General features: G+C 57.5%; 7 protein-coding genes. 2 read left to right on the top strand and 5 right to left on the bottom strand.

The genetic code is table 11. The annotated features are described in order from the left end of the window. Positions 1–221: 221 nt before the first annotated feature. Positions 222–7,457: a DUF6531 domain-containing protein gene (locus HMPREF2958_RS04700; RefSeq protein WP_246828032.1), complete on the top strand. Its 7,236-nt coding sequence runs from the start codon at positions 222–224 to the stop codon at positions 7,455–7,457. Positions 7,458–7,692: 235 nt separating this feature from the next. Beyond that, positions 7,693–8,364 (top strand): hypothetical protein, encoded by a 672-nt coding sequence (locus HMPREF2958_RS04695; protein WP_070697021.1) that lies wholly within the window; start codon positions 7,693–7,695, stop codon positions 8,362–8,364. 79 nt (positions 8,365–8,443) lie between these two features. On the opposite strand, the gene HMPREF2958_RS04690 is transcribed toward HMPREF2958_RS04695, so the two are convergent. The 5 genes from HMPREF2958_RS04690 to HMPREF2958_RS04670 form a co-directional block, all read right to left on the bottom strand. After that, positions 8,444–12,775 carry an FtsK/SpoIIIE domain-containing protein gene (locus HMPREF2958_RS04690; RefSeq protein ID WP_070697019.1) on the bottom strand — a complete coding sequence of 1,444 codons (4,332 nt, stop codon included), beginning with the start codon at positions 12,773–12,775 and terminating at the stop codon, positions 8,444–8,446. Between the two features lie 79 nt (positions 12,776–12,854). Beyond that, positions 12,855–14,210 (bottom strand): ABC transporter substrate-binding protein, encoded by a 1,356-nt coding sequence (locus tag HMPREF2958_RS04685; RefSeq protein ID WP_070697018.1) that lies wholly within the window; start codon positions 14,208–14,210, stop codon positions 12,855–12,857. Position 14,211: 1 nt separating this feature from the next. Further along, a complete protein-coding gene (locus tag HMPREF2958_RS04680) occupies positions 14,212–17,382 on the bottom strand; it encodes a 1,4-beta-xylanase (RefSeq protein ID WP_070697016.1) in 3,171 nt (1,056 codons plus the stop codon). Positions 17,383–17,552: 170 nt separating this feature from the next. Beyond that, on the bottom strand, positions 17,553–19,505 hold the full coding sequence (locus tag HMPREF2958_RS04675; protein WP_246828031.1) for a serine/threonine-protein kinase: 1,953 nt from the start codon (positions 19,503–19,505) through the stop codon (positions 17,553–17,555). A 251-nt stretch (positions 19,506–19,756) separates the two neighbouring features. Beyond that, the gene (locus tag HMPREF2958_RS04670) at positions 19,757–22,639 is read right to left on the bottom strand and encodes a choice-of-anchor M domain-containing protein (RefSeq protein ID WP_246828030.1); all 2,883 of its coding nucleotides are present in this window, start codon (positions 22,637–22,639) and stop codon (positions 19,757–19,759) included. Positions 22,640–22,771: the final 132 nt, after the last annotated feature.

The raw sequence follows: 22,771 nt of genomic DNA, 5'->3' as shown, positions 1-22,771 counted from the left end.
GGCGCATAAGACACAGAAAACAACCAAGTTTTCACACACCCACATACACAAAGCTTCCCCTGGTACAGACGTATACACCCGTCTCATAGCCGGGGGAAGCTTTATATCCCATGAAACTTTGCAGAAAATCTGCATAAGTACATTCTTTATTTCTTTTCTACTGTTAAACTCACTCACTCTTCACCGATACAAAGATATTCTTTTGAGACGAGGTTTTTGCCATGCCTATTCCCTCACCGATACCCAGTTCAAGCTCACCGAGTTATTGGATATCGCCCGATGACCCGCATACCCCTTCCTCTGGCACTACCTCGCAGTCATCACCAATCGTGGGAGACCACCATAAAGTCAGTGATACATTCCAAAACCAACATTCTCATGCCTCGGGCACGATTTCCGGTGATGCCGCCGGAGGGTCTGCAAGCGGAAACGTGCAGCAAGATACCTTCGCGCCTTCAGGCCAGCACAGCCCAGATCTAGCACAGCACGAACCCTGGGCAAACCAGCCCCAGCATACTTTCCCGAACCCGCAGCAGGGCTCCAATGCATCAACAACAGCGAGCAGCCCTATAACCAGCGAAGGTTCTGATGGAACGGCGTCACAGTCTTCGCCTATCGTAGGTTCTCACCCTGATTCTGCCGCACCACCAACCGCAAGCAACGCCGTTTATGGGGGTAGCGGTACCCCTATCGAGGAAACATCAGGCAACGCCGCGCCGCAGAGTTCTGCTAGTGCGCCCGTCTCCACAGGAAGCACAAGTTCTGCTGGAGGCGACTCCGGGGGATTTCAGGGGAGCGGCTCTTCAAGTTCCTTTGACGATTCTTCGTCTACTCAAGGGTATTCTGGAGATTTCCAAGGGAGCGGATCCTCAAGCTCCTTTGATGGCCCTTCCTCTTCAACAGAGGGATATCCCCAATCTAGCGGAGACGCTTCTGGCTCAGCCCCGCTTTCCGGTTTCAATGGGGCTGGCGCCAGCATAGGTGCCGCCACTGCGGCAGGAGCTGCTGGAGGAGCATCAAATCAGGATTTCCAGTGCCATGCAGGTGACCCGGCGCCTACTACCGCGCAGAATGCTGGGGGTACCCCCACCGCAAATGGTGATGCCACAATGCACGTTAAAGAAAAAGTGCAGTTCAGTGATGCTGACTCCGACACACTTCGCAGCGCCCTCGACGCGGCAGCGGAGCATCTAGAAACGCAACAAAGCAAGCGAACCGGTGATTTCTATACCGCAACAACAAATTTCACCGGTAAATATTCAGAAGACTTCGCGACTATTCATAACCAACTCAAAACCAACGCCACGAATGTCGCTAGTATGCTGCGTTATGCGGCAAAACTCGTAGACTATGTCAAAGAGTGTGCGCACGTTGAGAACCGTAACTGCGATAAGGCACGCGAATGGGACGATAAGAGCTGGTGGCAGGGAGTTCAAGACTGGTGGAACGACAAAGATTCACCTGACTACGAGAAAAACCCTGACAAGCCAGCAGCTCCCGCTGCTCCTGCTACCACAGCTGATACTCCCACAACCTCCGTAATCATCGGCAATGGTGAAGGTATGTCTTCAGCTATGCCAGAAAATCTAAAGACATACACAGATAACGCTACAACCTGTGAATCTGACGCAACCGGTAAATATAATGCCATTACCAGTGCTCTTGCTGCATACCAAGGTTCCTGCAAACACGGCCAATTAGACATTAACGCTACCGTCAGTAGCCTTAACACCTGGATTCAGCAAAGCCAACAAGTTACGACATGGCTATCAGGGGTCGCTCAAGATTTCCGGGATGCAGGAGCACGCTCTGGAAACCCAGTCTCACTTTCTAACGCTTACCTCGATCAACAGATGCAGGCGCGTGGGCAGGGGAAACCCAATATTCAGCCCATTGAGGTTAACTACGCCGAGGTTTCTGGTGAGGTGCCGTCGTCCGGGTTTGCGAATGATCCGGTGAACGTGGCGACAGGTAACTTTATCGAGCCGGAAACCGACCTTATCTTTGCTGGGACGGTGAGTGAGTCTACGCTGTCCCTGACGCGTATGTATAACAGCCTGGCGGTCACCCATGCGGATGAGGTACCGTCGGGCGTGTTCGGGCTTGGCTGGTTCTCGACCTTGGATACCCACCTGAGCTTTGGGGACGAGCAGGCCTCGTGGTTTATGCCTGACGGGCGTGCGGTATTCTTTGATCGGGAAGGCGAAGGGTTCGCCCGCGCCGCCCGGGAGCCGTGGTGGCTGACGAAGGTTCCCGCCACAGACGAACTGTTTACTCGGGTGCGCGATGCGCAGGTGCACGCCTACGAGCAGGCTAAAGTCACGGGTGGTTCTGCTGTGGTTCCTGAGGTTCCGTTTGTGTGGATGGCGCACAATAACCAACACGAAGCGTATTTCTATGCGCCCTCTGGTGCGCCGGTGGCGCGCCGACAGGGGCACCTGAGCAGACTGACAGTGTTTATTCTGGCTGAGGATGGCGCCGTGACGGATCTGGTGCATCCGGTGGCGCATCGCGGTGTTCATGTGAACTATGAGCCCGCTGAGGAAACCGGTGGCGTGCGCCCGGCGGCGGCATTCACGTACAACACCATTGGTGAACGTGCCGGGGAACCGGTGCAGAACGTTGTCTATTCCTATACTGAAGCTGCTGAATCCAGTGCCTCGGTGCAGGTATCTGGTTTGCTCACCGAAGTAACGACCGGTACCGGAACGCGTACCTATACGCATAATGAGCGGGGTTTGATTCACCGGGTGATTAACTCGCGCGGCGATCTTGAGGTCACGAACACCTATGATGATTCCGGTCGTGTGATCGGTCAGATCAGCGAGTACGGGCGGGATATTTCCTATACGTATACTCCCTCGCTAACCACGATTATTGCCGATGCCGGTACCGGTGAGAATGAGAACCTGTGGGTCTCCGACTCGAAAGGTCGCCTGGTAAGCATCACGGCGACTGACGGTACGCGCATGTCGATGAGCTATGACCGGTTCAGCAACCGGATCAGCATTACCGAGCGTGACGGATCGCGCTTGGTGCGCACCTCCGATGCGCGTGGCCATATTAAGCGTGAGCGTACCCCTGAGGGTGCCGATTACACGTACATCTGGGATGAGCAGGATCGGCTGCTCTCGGTAAGTGTGCGTGATGCTCGAGATGTGAAAAACCTCAGCGATCCTATGCCGGTGAACTCGTACCACTACGAGGAAAGCACCTTAGTAGTGAATCCGAACCCGGTAGCTGTTCTTGATGGTGCAGGGGAAGCCACAACGTGGGAGTATTCTCCCGAGGGCGATATCCTGAAGATTACCGATCCAACCGGTGTGTTTACGGCCTTTGAGTACGATGAACACCACGATATTGTGGCGATGCTCAACCCTGCCGGTGAGGCAATCCGCTTCACGCGCGATGCTGCCGGTCAAGTCACAAGCGTCTCGAACCCGCTGGGGGCTACTACCACGCTTGAATACAATGCCGCTGGTGTTCTGACGAGTTTCACGAACCCGCTTGGGGCACGCTGGACGCTCACCTACCCGCAGCAGCCGGTCGGTGATGGCGCGCCGTATATGGTGCGTGCACATCAGCAGGGCGGTCAAGCCCGTGATGCCTCAGTCGGTGCTCTGCCTGAGGCCGTTACCGACCCGGCGGGAAATACCACCGCATTCACCTATACAGCCGGTGGGGATATCGCGACCGTCACGAACGCGGTTGGGGGCACAACCCGGCATGAGTACGACACCTTCGGGAACCTGATGAAGATGATCACCGCCGGGAACCGGGTGTGGGAGTACTCCTGGGATGGTCTTTCCCAGTTGGTCGGTTTGACCGATCCTACCGGTGCCATCACGCGGTTTGAATACGATCGCGCCGGGGAAATTACTCAGGTTACCGACGCGACGGGAGTTATTTCGCATCGGTCAATCGAACGGCATGAGGGTGTTGAGTCCGTTACCGGTACCGGTGAAGGTCTTTTCTCGTCGGCGTTCTTCAAAGTGGATGTGCTCGGACGCGTGACCGAAATCGGTCAGCAGGACGGTGCCTCCACCACATCTGCGTCCTCCTCACACGGCGCTTCTGGGGTGCCTACGGGAGCTGGTGCTGCCGGTGCGGGGGTTGCCGGGACGGGTATCCCGCATGGAGTATCCTCCTCTGCTGAGGCTATCGCCGCCGCTGAGGCTGCCGGTACATCCTCGCATCCGACGGGTCGGCAGATGTTTACGTATGATGCTGCTGGGAATATCGTTGAAGCCCTGGACGCCAATGGTGGGCTCACGCAGTATGTGCGTGATGCTGCCGGGCGCATTACACGGCTCATCAGTCCTGCAGGTCGTTTTATCGCCTACACCTACGACACCTGCGGTCGTCTTGTCACCGAGAGCGTGGGGCTCAATGAGCCTGTGCGGGTGACCGATCCCGTCACCGGGGCGTCCTCGTGGGAGGAACCGACTCGGTGGGCTGTAACGACGCTGGTGTATGATGCTGCCTCGCAGGTGATCGAGCGACACACCCCCGACGGGCTCGTGGAAAAGATGACCTATGATGCCGCTGGGCGTCTAACCAAGGTTCAAGCAGGCCGCCGCGTTGCCACCTATGCGTGGGATGCATGCAACCAGCTGGTGCGGGTGCAGGATTCCACTTTTGGTACCCGCCGCTACGCCTATAATGAGCTCGGTCAGCTGGTGCGGGTTACCGACGGGTTGGGAAATAGGACATTCTTCGCCTACGACGCGGACGGGCTACTGACCTCGGTGACTGATCCGACCGGGGCCATCACAGAGTACGAGTACGATGCCGCCGGGCGCATCCTTGAGGTTGCGAAGAAGCCTCACCCGGATAGCGCCGTTACGACTCCGGCTATTCGCACCACCTATACATGGGATGCCGCCGGGCGCCTGCTGTCCGAAGATGACGGGGTGCGTACCCGTTCCTTCGAGTACGATGCCCGCACGGGGGATCTGACCCGCACGCTCATCGACGGATCCTTAGCTGCTGAGTACGGCACGGGTACACCCGCGCAGCCGGGATCGACGATCACGTGGATGAAGGATCACACCGGGGATGCCCCGGTGACGTACCGGCGTGTCTTTGATGCCACCGGGAACCTGGTCGAGTACACCCGCCAGGTCGATGGGACCGAGAATACCAGTGAGCCTGGTACGGCTGCGGCCCTGGAGACGTTCACCAGTACAGGCTCGTATACGCTCACCTATGCGTATGATGCCGATGGGTTCCGCACGATGATGCTCACCCCCTACGGATCCTCTCAGTGGGTGCTTGATGGTGCCGGACGCCCGATCCGTTCAATCAACACCGCCTCAATCGCTGACCCTGGCGTGCGTGAGCGCGAGTCGGTCATTGGGGAATTCTCCTACGATGTGATGGGGCACCTAGTGCGTGCTCAGATCGGCGAGACTATCTCGACCTGGGATTTCGATCAGGACGGGTTGGTATCCTCCTATGAACACACCAGCGAGCAGGGCGATGAAAACACTGCTGAGGGTGTGCAGGTGATCCGGGACCACACCGGTCGGATTATCGGGCTTGATTCCACGACGACCGGGTTGGTGATGTACTCCTACGACGAGGCCGGACAGCTGACCGGTGCTCGCGCTGACGGGTATGAACTCACCTGGGTATATGAGAGCGGACTCATGGTTGCCGAACGTCTCTACCACCACAACACCACCGAGGATGAGACCACTCAGGGCAGGGTTCTGCTTGGTGAGCGTCAGTTCATCTATAACGGGCTCAACCAGCTGCTGCACTGCACCACGATTGAACGGCCCCACACACCTGAGGGTGCTTCTGCCGCGTGGGTGAGTACCGAAGTGTCCTACACCTATAACGCAGCCGGGCAGCGTACTGGGCAGAAGAGCGTCACCTCGGATGGTGTTATCCAAGAACGCACCTATACCTGGGGTATTACCGGTGCTCTGGCTACCGTCAGCGACACTACCAACACTGGGGATATTACTGTAGGTTCGCGTCTTCGGGTGCACGCCGACGCTGCCGGGGTTGCCACCGCGATCACTGGTAACGATCAGGTGACGGTGCCACTGCTATGGGATCCGACCTCTTCTGCCCCGCAGCTGCTGGGGGCCGGAAGCATCCCGGCTGCCGGTGCTGACGGCGGGTTCTCCCAAGCGGCAGTACCGGGCGGGTTTGACCCCTGGAGTGTCCCCGGGGTACCCAACACCGGGGTCGGTTTTGGTGCCCTGAGCGCCCCGGGGCTAGGAGCCATAAGTGTTACTGGTGCTGCTGCGTCGCAGGTCCCGGGTCTACCCAGTGTTCTTGGTGGCACGGGTGCGTCCGCGCTGCTTACCAGCGTGGGGCTGCCAGAAGGTGTGTCCTTCACCGGCTCCGGCACGCTCGCGGTGGGCGGGCTTGCGCTGATGGGCGCACGAGTGTTTGACCCATCGTCGAAGAAGTTCCTCTCCCAAGACCCGCTGCCGCCGATACTTGGCGCAGGCTGGTTCGCGGACTCATACTCATTCCTGGGGCATGACCCTGTGGGCATGATCGACCCCTGGGGAACACAACCCGTCAGCCAGAACGAGTTCAAAAAATACACCCGCGAACAACGCATGGAAAACTGGAAAACGGCACTCACTGTGGTTGCCACCGTTGCGACTGTCGCTAGTATCTTCGTGACAGGTCCTGTAGGTCTCATAGCTCTTGGCGCTTTAGCTGGGGCAGCTGGTGGAGCCGCAAGCTCCATGAAGATGAAAGCAGATGGTAGCGGTATTGACTGGGGGGCAGCAGGTAAGGGCGCTCTTAAGGGAGGCGTTACCGGTGCCCTAACAGCTGGGGCAGGGAAGGTTTTCACCGGCGCCAGGGTGGAGGCCATGGCTTCAAAACTGGTTCCCAGCGGCTCAGTTAATGCAGTAACTAAATTCGCTGGCTCGAAATACGCCCCTGGAATTCTTAACGGAGGTCTAAGCGGAGGCGTACAAAACGTGACAGACTACGTGACCAACTCTAATGGGAATTGGACGGTCAAGGGAGCGCTGGCAACGGGAACTTCTGGCATGGTGAGTGGAGCCGCTACAGCTGGTTTACAGGAAAAGTTTAAAGGTGATGTTGTTAAACGAATGCCATATCTTGGTAACACCGAGAATTCGTACACACGTGCCGCACTGAAAGTTGGTGTGGAGGAAGTAGGAACTCGCGCATCCAACATGGTGACTAAACCTTTCGACCAGATCGTTCAGGATAAAGTTAAAAGCGACGCCGCAGGAAACCATTACGGTGGAAGCGATGCCCAGAAGAGCTGGTCCAACAGCGTTCAAAAGACTGCTACCGATTTTAGTTGGAAGGATGGTGCTTCTTTGGCTAAGAACACTCATGACGAAGCAACCAAAAATCCCCCAGCAACTTCACATCGTGCAGAAGGCTACCCGACCACCGGATATAAAGATGCCGAAACCTCAAATACTCCACGGCATCAGAAGAAGTAGATGGTCCTAAGCACCGTGCAGAGGGTCCAGCTAAATAGAGGAAAGGTACCTTACTCACGTAGCCTAACCTGTTACCGGTTCTAAGTTAGTTTCCTGGGATATTCGTTCGTAAGGTACGAATTCCATGTATAGAGTTTTCGGTCTGTATATACCCTGTATTGTGGGTGTGTACAGACCGAAAACTTAAGGTGGTTGTGATGCTTCGTGACCGCCCCGTACTTATAAGATAAGAATAATGTCTGCATTCCTGATATATTTCATCTGCTCCTTCCTCTTTATCATCTTCTACATCACCCGGGACGAGATACGCCGCGCCCGCGATAAACGCAGCGGAGCCCTCGTCAAAAGGCTCCCCCGCTCAGAGCCCTGGGTCTGGAGCATCTATATCCCAGTGTTCACCGGAATGAGTATATACATGCTCACCCATCTTGCAGAGTTCCAAACAATACTTGTGGTTTTTTCTGTTGGGGCCGTCCTTTTCGGTTTGATTGGTATGTACTACTACGAAACCAAATACCTCAGGTTCAACCCCGATAACACCATCACCTACCGAGGACTCACCGGGAAACTCCGCACCACCCCCATCACCGCCATCAACGAATACCAATACACCCCAGAATCTAACCGTCCCGACAACGACGGCACCGACCCCGACAGCATCTGGCTCTGGAACAACAAAGGCTACACCATCGCCGCCTACTCCCCACGCGGCATGAAAGAATACACCATTCCCGCACACCTATACTTCCGCTGCACCCAAGACCGCTGGGCAGACCCCAACAACCCCCACGACATGCAAGAAATCACCTGGGCCATCGAACACTACCCTCGCGTCATCGACTTCCTCACCGCAAACCCCCGCATCACCGGCATGGCCACCGGAAACATAGAGCCAAAACTCAACTAGGCACATGCTGACCGATACAGAAAAGATCCCTCACGGTAACACATATCGTGAGGGATCTTTTCTGAGAAAATGCTCTGCGCTACGATGCCATCTTTGACTGAATCTCAAGGTCGTCGGGGCATACCGTCTGTGCCAGCGCAAGGGCACCTCCCACCGCCACATAGCCGCGGCCCGTGGTAAGCGCCACCGGGGAACGCCGCGGCAGGTTCAGCGAGAACATATCGCCGTCGTAGTCAATATGCGGCTGCAAGAGTACACCGGTACGCGACTTACGCACCGCCTTCGTCCAGTGCGAATACATGGTGCGCAAATCACCAGGCTTACCCGCTGCAATAATGCGTATATACGGAGATTCCGCCTTGATAATATTGGCGATGCCCTCTTCAGCATCTTCAATGCGCTCCGCATCGTCAATCAACAAGAGCACCGGCTCCTCGATAATTTCCAGTTCGGCAGCAAGCGAAGCAATATCCTGGGCGGTGGTTGCCTTCCGATCAAAATCACGATGCGCCAGCGGCGAGCGCCTGGTACACATAACCCACACTTGAGCATTCGTTTCTCCACGGTCGCGCTGTTTCATGACGGAATCAGCGATAGCCTGAAGTAGGGTCGATTTGCCGGAACGTGGTGATCCGCCGATGAGCGCGTGTTCACCTTCGTAGAGTTCCAGTGCAACAGGCTTGAGGTTGTGCTCGGCAATACCCACCGGAATAATCCAGTTTTCGCCGCCGATGGAGGGTTCAACACCCAGCTGTGATAGGCGCACAAGAGAGGGCAGCTGTCCGATAACATCGGGTTTATCGACCGTGCCCCATCGCTGGACGACTTGCTGAACGGCGTCTTCGAGGCTCATCTGCGGGTGTGCAACCTGGATCTGCCTGATGCTTACGCTGTCGACGCATCGTCCGGGGACTGATGCGGGAATGTCCGGTCCCTTGATTTTGTAGTTGGAGTAGTCGTACGTATCGGAGAGATGGAAGAGCCAGCGCTGCTGGGTTACATCATCAACGGCGGAGGGAATGCCTTTAAGGCGGCTTGTTGCCATGATAATGTGCATGCCCAGCGCCGGGCCGTCTGCGTAAACGCGGTGGAACGCACCCAGGTAGTCGGTTCCGGTGTAGTCCATGAATTCGTCGCGCAGGGTGCCGTAGCCGTCTACGAGGATAATGAGGTCGCGGTTGCCGCGTGGGTTGGAGCGGCGGCGTTCCATCTCGTTCATGAGGTGCCGCAGGAACCTTGTTTGCCTTTCTTTAGAGCCTTCGCCGGGGCCTACATAGGCGCTCACATGCGGCAGGTCTTTCAGGGGTGCTAAGGTTCCTGCACCCATGTCAAGGATGAGCATGTCGAGCTGATCCGGGGGTGTGTTGAGGCATAGGGTGAACGCCATGGAGGCTAGCCCGGTGCTGGTGCCGCTGCCGGGGGTTCCGACCAGGAGCATATTACTTACCTGGATATTCCATCCGGCGGGTACCTGAACCTGATCCTCGGGAATATCGGCGAGACCGAAGAAGACGGTACTGCCCTGAACGGTTCCCACGATCGGAGTATCACTATCTGCGGGTGCGGGTTCGTCAATTCCGTAGAGGGGTTTATCGAATCCGTTCAGCGGCAGGTTATCGCCGAGCGCTTCGGGCCAGACTTTGCGCGGCGGGGCGTAGTGCTGCTCGTGGTTGGCTTCGACGATAGCGTCGATCAGGTTATCGAGGTCGTTCGCATCGGTCTTCTTTGGTTTCGGCAGGGCACGCGGTGCAGAGGGAATGCCGAAAACGCTCGTTGAACGCATTTCGATGGGGTCTCGTTCGACAACGCCGCTGTACCCGGTTACCAGCGCGGTCTGAATGGGGGTGATGTCGGTTTGCCCCAGTTTAATGTAGGCGCGGCCCATCTGCGAGCGCTCGATGGATGCTGCGTCCGGCACCTCAATCACGTTGGAGGAGTCTTCTTTGGACTGCACACGCAGCGCAACACGCAGGTTGGTGTTCGCCAGGATGTCGTTGTTCACCACGCCAGCGGGCCGCTGGGTTGCCAGAATCATGTGCACGCCAAGGGTACGACCCACGGCACCGATGCTCACGAGTGAGGTAAGCACATCGGGGAAGTCTTTGGCGAGCATGGCGAACTCGTCGATAACGAGGAGCAGGCGCGGCATAGGCTCTGGCGGGTTGGTGGCGTGGTATTCGATGATGTTGTCGACGCCTTCCCCCACGGAGGCGAAGAGTCGCTGCCGCCTCTCCATTTCGGCTTCGAGGCTGATCAACGCGCGGTTTGCGAGCTGTTCATCAAGGTTACTGATAGTGCCGATGGTGTGCGGCAGCCGTTCACAGGCTTTGAACGCCGCGCCACCCTTGAAGTCGATCAGAATGAAGTTGAGGCGTGTGGGGTCGTTATGGGCCGCCAGACCGGCGACGAGGGATCGCAGGAATTCACTCTTACCCGAACCCGTGGTACCGCCGACAAGACCGTGCGGACCGTCTTTGACGAGGTCGAGGGTGTACACGCCTTGGTCCCCAACGCCGATTTCGGTGCTGTATCCGGTGGATTTCTGCCAGGTGTTGATAATCTTTTGGGCGGTGGGCGGCGTGCCGATGCCGGTAAGCTCAGGCAAGCGCACCAGCCCGGGCAGACCCGCGCCGGGGATGATGAGCTCGGGGTCGTCGAATTCTGCGAGCATCCGCGCCAGTTTTGTGACGTAGTCAAGGTCAATGCCGCCGATAATAACGTCGTTGACGGTACGGCGTTTCTCGGGTTCATAGAAGGTTGCGGCGGCATCTTCATCCACCGTAACAACTACGGTACAGGAAGCGGGAAGCTGCTCTTCGGACGAGGCAATCACAATGCCGAACACTTTATGCACTACTTTATCGCGGCTGGACTGGCGGTGCGGGTTTTCACCCCGACCGTACCCTAAGAGTTTACGGGCTGGGGCATCACGGCCTTCAGTGAGTACCTCAGAGTCGATCACCAGCATCAGGCCGGGGGTTAGCAGTCCGTCGATGCTTTGCTGCAGGTTTTTGAGCATAGCGTTGGAGTGCTCGTAATCTTGCGAAATCCATCGACCACCCGTGGAAGATCCGCTCTGTCGGGTATGCGGTAGCCACGAGGTCCACGACCATTCGTCTTCTTTTCCGCGGTCGAAGAAGACGCCTAGGGTGAGGTCTGCTGGTCCGCAGTGGGTCACGGACTGCATCACGAGGCTGCGCGCTAGGGCGAGGGCGCCTTCCCTATCACCCACGATGCCGATAACACCGGCGTCGGTCAGGTCGGCGACCATGGGGGCTCCCATGAGCTTGGATGAGTCGAGAAGAGTTTTAATTTCTTTCTCGGGTTCCTGGCTTGAGGTCAAATCGTTCTTGGGAATCCAGGCATAGTTACCGTACCCCACATGGAGCGTCATAAAATCAGAGGCTTTAAAGCGGCGCTGCCATACTTCCACGCTGGGAAGCTCGATGCGCCGCGCCACGCTGGCGGGGTCGGGTGCGAGTTCCTGCAGACGCAGACGCTCGTAGTCGTAGATGTCGTCGAACTTGGTTTTAACCTTGTCGAGTTCTTTCTCGAACCGGTTTTCTTCTTCTCGCTTCTCACGTTTGAAGCGCATTTTCTGCTCGAGCCACATACCAATGGCCGCTACCGGGCTGAGCAGCGCGAAAAGCGCGTAACGGATTTCGCGCATCATGGCGACCATAGCACCGGCGAAAATCAGTGGAGCAAGTACCGTGGCGATACTGAATTTTGAGGGTTTAGTAACGTTCTTCCGCTTCGGTATTTTGACGGTATCTGATTCGGGCATGAGCGCCGCGCGCGGCGGACGGTTGAAGGGTGCCGTGCGGCTGGGGGTCAGGTTGGGAAGCGATCCTGCGCGCGGTGCCAGGGTTTCGGTGAGCTGCGGGCGCACAAGCAGTGCCACTCCCCCGGCGTAGATGACGGCTTCGTCGTCTACTTCTACCCCGTCTTCGCCCAGTTTTGCGCCGTTCACATAGGTTCCGTTAGTGGATCCCGAGTCTTTGATGAGTACCCCGTTGTCGGTCTGGGTGGCGGTGAAGTGTTCCCAGGATGCGCTCTCGGTTTCCAGTACAACATCGGCTTGGGGGGAACGCCCCGCCACGAGGGCGCGACCGCTCGGTAAGGGCAGGATGCGCCCCGCATGCAGCCCGCCCGCGACGGTGATGGACCATCCGTGAATGGGTTCGGCAACCGGCGTGGGGGCGTATCCGATGGTGCTGCCTTCGAGCAGCACGACGGTATCCATTGTGGTGTCACCGGTGACCGGCTGGGAGTCTACATAGAGCGGGTCGTCAGCGGCTATCTCTGGGCCGCCCGCCGTGTAGACGATCTGCCGCAGCGTGGTGTTCTCCTGCCACGAATCGAGTTCGATACTTTTCTGAAAAGATTCGAGGGATATTTGGATTCGCATACTGTTCCTTTGACGATCTCACAGCCCTGTACAAGACGGCATCTTATATTCTTTATTTGGAATATATACTAGTCAATTGCTATTCATTGTAGGTTTCCGTTCGAGTTCCACGCTCTGCAAACCAGACGATGCGCGGTTCCTGATCGTTGCTCGGCTCGGGTCGCAGCCCCAGACTCTGCTCCGTAGCATGGAGTGTCTGCACGGGCGCAGTCGTTGAGTTTTCATGAGTGAAATCAAGTGCGTCGCCCGCAATTGCTTGAGCGGCATCGAGCCTCATGCTTTCCAGCACGCGGGTGACCGCCTCCGGCTTGCGTTCGTGCACCTTATCGATCGCATAGGCAAACGCCAGCACCGCATTGTGGGAGCGCGCATCCGCATAGGGGGCGGCGGATTTGAAGGCTTGGTCATCCTGCAGGGTCATGTAGGATGAATCCTGACCCATAACACGCACCGCTTCGAGGAAGGCGGCGAGCCCCCGCCCAGGGTCATCGGACTGCAAAGCCAAAGAGTCTGACATGTTGTACCCGACGGTCGTCAGGTTTGCCGAGACCGTGCCACCCTCAGCCACAAGGGTTCGCGCGAAAATGGGCGATACGGCTTGCGGGCTCAAAAGAATCTGAGCCGTCACCCCGGCGTATTGCAGCTCTTTGACGATTTTGGCCTGGCGAATTGCCGAGCCCGAAACGAAGATATTCGCCGAAGCCCCGTAGCTCTGGGACTCTTTCTTGACGTCTTGCGCCAGCTCACGCACATCGGTATCGCGGTCGTACGCATGCTTGGCGGCAACCTGCGGAATCTTCACCTCAGTATCCTTGGGCGCTATCACAATACTCTGGGTACTCGGCTGCGAAGCCTGCACATACGCCTGCGAAAGCTGCTCGGGGGTGGGCGCCAGGCTCCAGACTCCGCGCCCGGTATCTACGCTGTCGTAGACCTCAATCACCGGGATGCTGCTCTCACGTGCCGCGTTCGTCGCACCCTTAATATGCTCACCCGAGGAAGAAATAATAATCCCCTGAACGCCCTCAGATTTGAGTTTTTCGACGGCATCACGAGCCCCGTCAGGGGTTCCCTTATCGTTAGCGACCGTCAGCTGAACGGGGGTTTTACCAAGATCCAGACGATGCGCGGCCACCGCAGCACCCTGGGCAGGGAGCACCCATTCGGAGCCTTCCGCATCCTCGCCGTAGGTCATAATAATCCCGATCTTGGCGTCGCGATTATTGTTGTTCGGCAGCGTAATTTCCTGCGGAACAACGGGGGCTATCGCCTCGGTATCGCCGGGTGCGCGCAGGGGCCGAATATCCGGTCGCAGCAGATGAGCTGCCACCACGATAACCAACAACAAGACCCCCAGAAGGGCACCCCAGCCAATGATGGTCAGGGGTACCCTTCGGGAGGTTTGTTCTTCCTCAAGCTGAGGCTCTGGGGTCACGCTACATGTCCCCAATGTGGAAGGTGTAAACCACCTTCACTTCGGCCTTACCACCGTCAGGCAGGTGGAAGGAGGGCAGTGACTTGAGCTTTTCCAAGGACGCCTTGAACTGTGCCTGCCGCAGCTGCACGGCCGCAATATCCTCGGCACGAACGCTGGTGTAACCCTGCGCGTTTTGCGAGGCAAGGGCCAGCTGGAAGTCGGCGGCACCAGCTTTCGCGGCGTTCGTTTTCAACGCGCCCAGCAGACCCGAACCATCGACTCGGCTATCGCCCAGGTCAAGGATAACCTTGTTGAGGTCGTCGGCAAGAAGCACGGATGCACCCGCCAGGTCGCGGCTGGCGTTTCCGGTGCGCGCATCCAGCTGCTCCAGGGAGCTCTGGGTGACCCCATCCAAGGATGCCTTGAGGTTCTCAACCTTACCGGCAATGTCACGGCGCTGCGCCTCCAGAGAGTTACCGGCATCGCGCACGATTACGTTCGAGGCTTCCGCCAGCCCGTAGATTGAGCTGGTGAAGGAATTCTGAATGGAATCGGCACCTGCCGAACCCTGAGCCGATACCTGGCGGATCTCCTGCGAAATCAGGTTGTTGATGTTCTTGCTGGTTTCGTCAGCAGAGTCCTTGAATGCATTCTTGAGAGCTTCCGAAAGTTCGGAGTGCTGGCTGGAAAGTTCATCCAGGTTCTTACCCAGTTCGTCGGATGCGCTAGTCAGCGCCTTGAGCTTTTCATCCAGGGAGTTCGGATCGTTCTGACGATCATCGCGATCACGGTTCTGGTCGTCACCTTCGCCCGCATACGCCTTCTCAACCGAGCTGAGCGCGGAGTCCAGGGAGTTCACCTGGTCGGAGAATCCCTTGGCGTTCTGCGCCAGAGGGGTGGTCGGGTTCTGCAGGTCGGTTTCCTTGATAACCTCGTCCCAAGCACGTGCCTGGTTGTTCAGGCGCTCGTCCATAGCCTGCCCGTAACCTTCGGGCGCCTGGAGCTTGTCGGCAGCAAATCGGTGTGCCGCCGGGACTACGGGAGTTCCGCCCTGGTTAGCGTTGTTCCCGTTTTGGTTATTGTTCGGGGTGTTCTGGTTCTGACCGTTTTGATCGTTTTGACCGTTCTCAGTCGGGTCGTTCTGAGGGGTTACCTGAGCACCGCCCTGACCATTCTGATCGTTCTGACCATTCTGGTTGTTATTGGGGGTGTTCTGGTTATTATCCTGATTACCCTGGTTTTGGTTGTTCTGGTTACCGTTATTCCCGTTTTGGTTATTGTTCGGGGTGTTCTGATCGCCTTGGTTCTGGTTATTCTGATCGCGCTGCGGAGTTCTCGGGGTCTCACCGCAAGGCGTAGAGGTCAGGTAGGAGCGCAGGCGGTCTACTTCCTCTTGCGAGAGCTTGCCGCCGTTTTCTACCGAAAGCTTGCAGAGTTCGTTAGCGATATCTTCGTTCTGCTGGTCTATAGAGTTCGAGTTTCCGCTCACGTCGTTGCGCGCCGCCACGGCCTTGCTGTGCAGGCTGTTGAGCGCCTTGGTGAGCTCATCCGAGGTTTTCTTGAGCTCATCTACCGACCGGCGGCTAGACTTGAGCGATTCCGTGACGTCACCGTTCTGCTGGTGGTCTCGAATGGCTTTCTTGCCTTCATCGCTCTGCAGGTACTTCGTCAGGTTGTCTACCTCGCCGCGCAGGGCACGGTAGTTCTTGTTGGCACCCTTGAGGTACTCGGGCTGCAGCTCGTTCACAAGCTTCTCACCATTAGCGACGAGACCAATCAGGCTTGCCTGCGAGGTGACCGAAGCACCGTACAGGGAGCAGGTGACCGAAGACCCGTCACGGCAGACCTCAGGGCTGGGGTTGTCCGGCCCGATGGTCTGGCGCAGCGAGTCCGCGAGGGCACGCTGGCAGTCGCCGCTGGCATCGGCATAGTTGTTGAGAATCTGGGAAAGCTGCACGAGGTTGCCGTATACGCTCGATCCGCCTCCGGCTGCACCGCGATCGACGGTGCATGACCCGTTCTGATGCGAAACCGAGACATTCGGAACCTGCGAGGTATCACCCAGCAGGGTATCCATCGTGTTCACGGTGCTTTCCAGCTGGCTGATGAGCTGGTTCTTGTTGCCGTCAGCAGTCTTGGCGAGGTCATCCTTGAGAGACTGAATCTGCCCGTCAAGCTCCGCCATACGCTTGGTCAGGCTCTCGCTGTTAGCCTGCAGGTTTTTCGCGGCATCCTGGCCTAGGGTGTCCGAGGTGTTATCCAGGCTGGAGCGCAGTTCGTTCACCTGCGAGCTGGCGCTGGTAATCGTCGAATCGACATTGTTCACCAAGTCGATAGTGCGCTGAAGCATCGCAACCTGGTTGGCGTCGTTCTTATTGAAGCTGTTGTTGAGCACGCTCTCACCCGAAAGGTCAGAGGCAAACCCCGGCTGAACCGCAATATCGAAATCGGGTGCCTTGAAGTCCTGCGCATTCACCTTCAGCGTGAACGATGTGCTCGCCCCTGAGGTCGGAGGCGCCAGGATCGCGCCCCACTGCACGTTCGCCTTGCCGTCCCCGGTCGTGCTGATCACGCCGTTGGTTGCGCTGTCGTCCGTCTTATCGCCAGAGGTAATGATCTGGTTGGATTTCACGTTATCGAGCGAAACCGACCCTGCCACCGTAAACGGAACACCGACGAGCGCCTGGTTGGTGCGCTTGGTGCCGCCCGCATCGTAGCTTACCTCTTGGGACTTGAGCGTAAGGTTTTCGACGGTGACCTTAATAGTCAGCTCACCGGAGTACCCGTTCAGGTCTTTCAGGTTTGTACCGGTGCCCTTGGAGCTCTGGTACTGAGTGCTGACGCGCACCGGGACGTCGTTAATAACGTCCTTGACCTTGAAGTTGATGGTTTTGCTGGAGCTCTTGTGCTCTTGTTCATTGACATAGATATTGTTGGTGTCAATAGCAGAAACGTTACCGTTGCTCGCAAGTTTAAGGTTCACGTTCTGCAGCACGTGCGTGGGGTTTTGCACCTGCTGTTCGCTCTGCTGGGTCGTCTGCCCGGGCGAGGTAGGATCACTATTCTGCTGGTCTGACGAGGAGCATGCCGCAAGGAGCAAACTGCCAATGACCCCGATGGTTAAAGGCACCCGCACACAGCGGCTCTTCCACGTCAGCCGTGATTCTGACGCGTCGAAGCGTGTAGACATATGGCACTCCGGAAGGTGGCTGATTTTATGGACAGTAATGTTGCATCGTATGTGTGTGGCGTTGAGTAAACCGTTCGAGGCAACTTAAAGGTATTCTACCGCGCCATGAGTAGAATGTGCGGGAAATATGCCAATCTTAACGCTCTGTCGCACGATCAACAGACGTTCAATTACCGTGATGTAATACTGAAAGCGTTACTTTGCAGATTTGTGAAGTTACCCACCTGAACGTTGAGCTTGCACTGGGGAGCAACCGATAGGGCCGTCACATTTTTCTGATCCGCTGAAATTGACAGGTGACCGGAGCATCCGTCTGTGAAGGCGATATCACCCGTGTCCGGCGCCAGCGAGGTAATGGCCTGGGAGGGGGTGCCGGTCTGCGGCAGCTTCATGAGCGGGTTCAGGTCATCCTTGCCGCTGGGCCACACCGGCAACAGGGTAACCGGTACCGCCGATTGGTTAACCACGCGGTTGGGCACCTGCACCTCAATCTTCTGGATGCGCTGAATGGGGTACGAAGCCGACTTCACGTCCGGGTCGCTAATGGCGGTCTGGGTCTTCTTGGTGATCTCTCCCAGCCATTTTTCGAGGCTCTTCTGATCGGGAATATCGATATCGACCTTGGCGCTCATGGTTACGGCTGAGTTCGCCGGAATCTTGAGGTTACTCACGTTCCAGGCGCATTTCGTATCCAGCCCGGTAATGGCGGCCTGATTTTTGCGGATCTCTTCGGCCTCACTCGCCTGGTTCCACGTGGTTTGCGGGCAGGAATCGGTGCTCAGCCCGGGAATGACCTGCAGAATATCGCCGTGCAGCCCGGATTTTTGCGTTGAGTACTCAAATTTCACGGTTGCCGTATGAGAAGACGGGTCATAGTCGGCCTCCAGGCGGGTGCCTAAACCGCTCGGCAGGGGCGAATTCGTGCCTGAGGATGCGGTCCAATGCTCTTTCGGTCCCTCTTGCTTCTTCTCACCGGAACTGTTGATAAAGACGAAAACGCACGCGCAAATAAGCGCCAAAATACCTAATATCGACCCCCACACGAGCGGGCGTTTGAGCTGTGAGGCAACCGTTCTTGGCTGCTCATTCTCAAATTCTTCGTCGATTTCTTCCTCTTCGACAACCGGCGCCTCGGTCACCGGGCGGATAATCGTCTGATGCGAGGCTTCACCCAGTTCGGGCACCTGAGTACTGTAGTTATCCTGCGCAGCTTGAGCGGGTGTCTGCTCGCCGCCGCGAATAACCGTGCGCTGACGACCACCGGTACTCTGGCTTTCTGAGGCACGTTCCTCATACTCGAACCGGTCAGCATCCTGGTATTTCTTGCGCAGAGCCCGAACCTGCGCCACAGCCTGCGCAGCCTGCGGGCGGTTCTTGGGCGATAGGCTCATAAGATTCTCAAGGACGGTGCGCACATCCTCGGGAAGGTGATCGCTGATCTGAACGGCAGAATCCGCATCCACCAGCGGAACGGCGCCGACCAGAAGCTCGTGCAGCATAACACCAGCGGAATAAATATCGGCTGAGGAATCCGAGCTTCCATAGGCTTTACGCTCGGGCGACATATAGGCGGGCGTACCGTAAAAACCCTGGCTCTCCGTCTGCCCCATGAGCGTGGCGATACCGAAGTCGGCAACCCGCACCTGCTCCACGAGGGCATCGCCATAATGCCCTGATAAAAGCACGTTATCGGGCTTAATATCTAGGTGCAGAACCCCGGAACGATGCGCGTATTCCAGCGCCAAAAGCACGCGCTCAACAATGCCGAAGGCCTCGCCAGGCAGCAGATTCTTCTGCTTCTGCAAAAACTCGCGCACGCTTCCGCCATGCTGGTATTCCATGACGATCGCCAGGTTGTCACCCTCGACCACCATGTCTTCGATCGGCACGATGTACTGGTGGTGCAGCTGCGAAAGCACGGTGCGTTCGCGCACGAACCGCTCAAGAAATTCGCTGTCTTTGTGGTACTCGGGCTTGAGGAATTTAGCAGCATACAGCGCCCATGAGCCTTTACGTGAGACCGCCCAGACGGTGCCGACCGTGCCGGAACCTACCGCGCGAATAAGCGTGAAGGCGGATCCTAGCGGCGCTCCTTCGCGCATGCCGGTTATTGCATCGTCCACGGTTGCTCCTCACGCTCTAGTGCTCGGGTAGGTCTCACGGCTATACCTAGTGTAACCGGCGCATCCGCAAGATTCAGCCTTTTGCTCACGGTCAGCGGGGATTTTAAGGGGGTATAAAACGGATGGCGCTCCTGCTGCTCTACCCGCCAAAACCCTTGCTCAACACGCTCTTAAACGGTTATGACCTCACCGTTTTTGTGAAAACGGTGAGGTCATAAGGTGTAATGCGTGTTCGGTGTCTTACGCCGCGGCTACTTTTGCCGACGACGGATCACCAAAACGGCACCAGTGCCCAGAAGCGCAACGCCCGCGATTACCACGGGAATCACGGCAAATCCGGTATGCGCCAGCACATTCGAGCCCGCGGATGCACCGCCTACTGATCCTTGAACCACGCCGGATGCGCCCGAATCTGAACCGCCCGATACGCCGTTCCCTGACGATCCGGTGACCGTGCCGTTCTCTGTGGTTGTACCAGTCTGGGTACCCGCCCTCTGGGCTGTTCCCGAGTTCGCCGCTTGCTCAGAACCTTGCGGGTTCGTGCCCTCTGTACCGTTCTGCGGGGCTGCCGAGGCATCCTGCGGTTCGGTCGGGTTGTGCGGATGCGCCGCATCCGCCGGGGCGTTGGGAACACGCACAGCGCCCTGAGGGGTGCCCACCCGTGCCGAGGAATCTTGCCCGGCATTCTGGTCGGAGGATGAACCGCCGTTTGCGCCCGTGCCCGGCTCTGGCACTGCGGTAAAGGAGCATGCGTTGCTTGCCTCATCCCCGACGGCAACGGCAAGCTGCTGGACCTTACTTGTGATCTCAGTACCGTCTTTGAGTTTTGCGGTGTACTGAACATCAAACATGTAATGCCCAGGCTCGGTAAACACCCAGTTGGCGTGCGCGTGGGTTGCGTAGTCGATCGATATACTATGTTGATTTTTGGTCGAATCCAGCAGAACCTCGGGGCCGGTCAACGACTCAGTGAAGACGCCGAATCGCGCGCCCTTCGGCATGCTGCGAGGAACAACATGCAGGGTTACGCCGCCGTCGAGTCTGCTGTAGTCCACATCCTGGGTGCTGTACCCGGGCCAGGGCAGCCCGCGCATCTGGGTTTGCGGAAGCCCGTAAAACGCGGTTCCGACCGGTCCAATAAAGTCGAGTTTGGGCGAGTTCATGCGCTCGTTGCGGCTGCGGCGGGCACGATCACTGACGGTCCACACCACGGTATCCAACGGGCGTACTACCGAGTCCGCATCGATAAGTCCGCTATCGTCTTTGAGCCCCAGTTCCAGCCGGTTATCACGCAGTTGTGCTTGAAGGTCTAGGTGTCCGTCGCCGATTTTATAGCGGCCGTCGATCTTGCCCGCCTCGCAGGTTGGCATGGGGGCGGGTGCCTTCGGTGCGGGGTTTTGCGTGCGTTGTGTGTCCCCATCTCGCGAAGGAGTCGGGTTTGCGCTCGGCTTCTCGGGAGCCGCCGGGGCGGGGGATGCGCTGGGCGGCGCATCGTTGGTGCCGGGATCGCTCGGGTCAGCGGAGGGGCTTGGCTGGGGCTCCGGGGTGTGTGAGTCGCTCGGCTGGGGGTTTGCGGCGGGCGCATCCGCACCCAGCGTTCCCGTGGCGCTGTAATTGCCGCCGCGCTGATAATTTTGGGTGAGTTTCACCTGTGAGGTGCGGGCATTCATATCGGGATGCGGCAGCACTTTCACGATAAGCTCGCTGTTCTCAAAGTAGCTATCTTCCCGGTAGGTGAAGCGCGCTACCCCGTTGTCGATCGTGGTTTCTATATCGAATTTGGGGTATTCGTAGTCGTTGGGGGCGTAGAACCCGCCCCGGATAAACCCGCGAACATTAGGGTCGGCGAAGGTCACCTCAAGCGTGCGGTACCCTTCCTGTGTGGAGGGCACGGTGCGTACGGTGTAGTCGCCGCTGGCGGGGGTGTATTGAGCGGTGGGAAGCACGGTATTGCGGTCATCGGGCTCTTCAACGGGCCAGTCTCCAGTGCCGTCGTCGCTGTATACGCTCTCGGCGTGCCCGGGTTCATAGGCGAGCTTATGCGAAATCCAGCGCGCGCCCTCGTTCCCGCTTGGGGTGAAGACAGCCTGCAGATGCGAGGATTCGCCGCCCATCATCTCGCTCCAGGTGGCGGTGCCGTTTTTTACCTCAAGGTCGGTGAGGAAGTACCCGTTGTTGTACAGGGTCAACGTTCCACTAAGGTTTTTATCGGCTGCGGTGAAGGTGATGTCGCTGAGTTTATCGTCGGCATCCTTGTTCTTCGCAGGGTCGGGATCGAGCTTATGGGGTGCCACGGAAAGCACGTATTTGGCTAAGTCCAGGTTCCCGACGGGTGCAGCATTATAGCGGTCAATGGTCGGTACCGCGTTCGGGGTTCCGTCACCGAGAATGGGTTTACGCCCGCCCACCTGCCACACGAGTTTTTGCGGCGGGGATTGGATGATCGATCCGTCCGTGCCGCGCGCTACCGTGCGATAGGTCACCACATAACGCCCGGGTCGCGTGAAGGTTGTGGTGTTATGCGTGTGGCTTCCTTTGCTGAGCAGCCAGGAGTGCCACCCGGTACTTGTGCTTGATAGGATGCGGTTTACATCCGCAGGTCCTTCATCGGGGTTGTAGCGAAAAAGCTCCATGCGGCCGGGGCCTTCGACCGAGAGAATATCGGTCGCGTAAATGCCGTCGCGGAATTTTTCAGTTGGGATTTTGACGGATGAACCCAGCCCCGCCCAGATGGGATCGTGATTGCCCCAGGTCAGGGTGGGCGCCATGTAGAGGGTCTGCCCGGGTTCGCCCAGAAAACGCAGATTGGGTGAATCAGTGAGGGTCAGAGTGTATTGGGATGCACCATTGCGGCCATCCCACCCCTTCCCCACCCAGTTGACGGTCTTATCGAGGTCATAGAGATCGGCACCGGTCTTATAGGGGTTTGCTTCGTTTTTGAGTGCGAAACCGCCGTTTTCCCAGTAGGTTTTCGGGGCATCAACATGACCCTGAGTAGTAATAATGCGCCCGTCGTCGGGTCCCGCATGCGCGGGGAGCATAGGCGATGCACCAGCGAGAGCCAGCAGAGCTACTGCGGAAATACGAGCAAGGGATGCACTCAGCGCACGACGATGTGTGTATTTCGTGTACATGACAACCTTTCTCATTTTGCATACACAGCCTATCACTAATTGAGAATAATTGTCATAATCAAAATAGATATGTATAGTGATTCTCATAATCACACGCACCGATGCGTCGTGAACTCACACACCACACCGTCG

This window comes from Rothia sp. HMSC036D11, from assembly GCF_001814205.1.
GTDB lineage: Bacteria > Actinomycetota > Actinomycetes > Actinomycetales > Micrococcaceae > Rothia > Rothia dentocariosa.
Note: the sequence above shows the minus strand (reverse complement) of the source record. Positions and strands in the feature narration are given on the sequence as shown.

Bases quoted from the DNA above. Each gene is read 5' to 3' on its own strand.
- HMPREF2958_RS04690 (WP_070697019.1), bottom strand. From the start codon at position 12,775: ATGCGAATCCAAATATCCCTCGAATCTTTTCAGAAAAGTATCGAACTC.
- HMPREF2958_RS04700 (WP_246828032.1), top strand. From the start codon at position 222: ATGCCTATTCCCTCACCGATACCCAGTTCAAGCTCACCGAGTTATTGG.
- HMPREF2958_RS04695 (WP_070697021.1), top strand. From the start codon at position 7,693: ATGTCTGCATTCCTGATATATTTCATCTGCTCCTTCCTCTTTATCATC.
- HMPREF2958_RS04670 (WP_246828030.1), bottom strand. From the start codon at position 22,639: ATGTACACGAAATACACACATCGTCGTGCGCTGAGTGCATCCCTTGCT.
- HMPREF2958_RS04680 (WP_070697016.1), bottom strand. From the start codon at position 17,382: ATGTCTACACGCTTCGACGCGTCAGAATCACGGCTGACGTGGAAGAGC.